1 pseudogene is annotated in these 1,256 nt (G+C 45.3%); it reads left to right on the top strand.

Annotated features, from left to right (window positions below):
- Nucleotides 1-204: 204 nt before the first annotated feature.
- Nucleotides 205-1,256: pseudogene (locus JCM14108_RS13910) on the top strand (RNA-guided endonuclease TnpB family protein); the annotation flags it as partial.

Raw genomic sequence — 1,256 nt, 5'->3', positions numbered from 1 at the left:
AATAAATGTTGAAAATATTCTAAAATACATGTGTGTATCAACAATGACCATATGTTATAATGGTTAAGCTAAGTTTCCATTGATTAACTAAATGACCGTTTATCGGGATTCGTGATTAAAAGCGCGGTACTGGCAGTGGACCGGTCATGATTAAAAATCTTAATTAGCGGGATCAGCCAGTGAAGTAACGAGAGGAGGCCCTATATGACGACAGTAGTTAAAGGAATTAAACTACGCTTATACCCGAACCAACCGCAAATCAATTTATTATGGCAAATGTTTGGCAATGATCGATTCGTCTGGAATCACATGTTAGCCATGGCTAACCAGCGTTATAAAAATAATCCGGCCAGTCGGTTCATTGGCGAATATGACATGAACTATCTGCTAAAACCGCTCAAGAAAGAGTACCCCTTTTTAAAGTTAAGTGATGCCACCAGCTTATTGGTGGTTAACCATAATCTGGCGCTTGCTTATCAGAACTTATTCCAACATCGGGGTGGCCATCCGCGGTTCAAATCCCGGCACAGTGCCAAGCAAGCCTATACGGGCCGTTCAACCTGTTTGGTGGAAGCCAAGCGGCGGTTGAAATTACCGAAAATCGGCAGTATTCGGACCAGCAAGACGGGCCGCTTGGCCAATGGTAAAATTAAGCGTTACACGATTAGTCACGACGCCACCGGCCGTTACTATATTTCCCTGCAGGTCGAAACTGAGGTTCATGATTTGCCCAAGACCAATCAGCAGGTCGGTTTAGATCTGGGCGTTTCCGATTTAGCGATTGATTCCACCGGGGTGAAATATGGGACGTTCAATGCGCGGTGGCTGGAAAAGCAAGCTACTCGTTGGCAGGCCAAGTTCAGCCGACGCAGGCACCAGGCGACCGTTGCGATGCGCCAATGGAATCATAATCATAAACTGTCCAAAATGGAACTTAATGATTACCAAAATTGGCAACGGGCAAAAATGGCCAAAGCCCGTTATCAGGCTAAAATTGCCAACCAGCGCAAGGATTACCTGCACAAGCTGACGACAGCTTAGTTCGGAAGTACGATGTGATTGTGATTGAAGATTTGAAAACCAAAAATCTGATGCGCAATCACCACCTCGCTAAGGCCATTGTTAACGCCAGTTGGTATCAATTTAGAGTTATGCTTGAATACAAATGTGACTGGTACGGGAAACAGTTAGTAGTGGTCAGTGCCAAGAACACTTCCCGTATCTGCTCAGCGTGTGGACACAATGGCGGTGCCAAA

The organism is Lentilactobacillus farraginis DSM 18382 = JCM 14108 (assembly GCF_000583655.1).
GTDB lineage: Bacteria > Bacillota > Bacilli > Lactobacillales > Lactobacillaceae > Lentilactobacillus > Lentilactobacillus farraginis.
The sequence above is the reverse complement of the archived record's forward strand: the minus strand, read 5'-3'. Positions and strand labels throughout refer to the sequence as shown.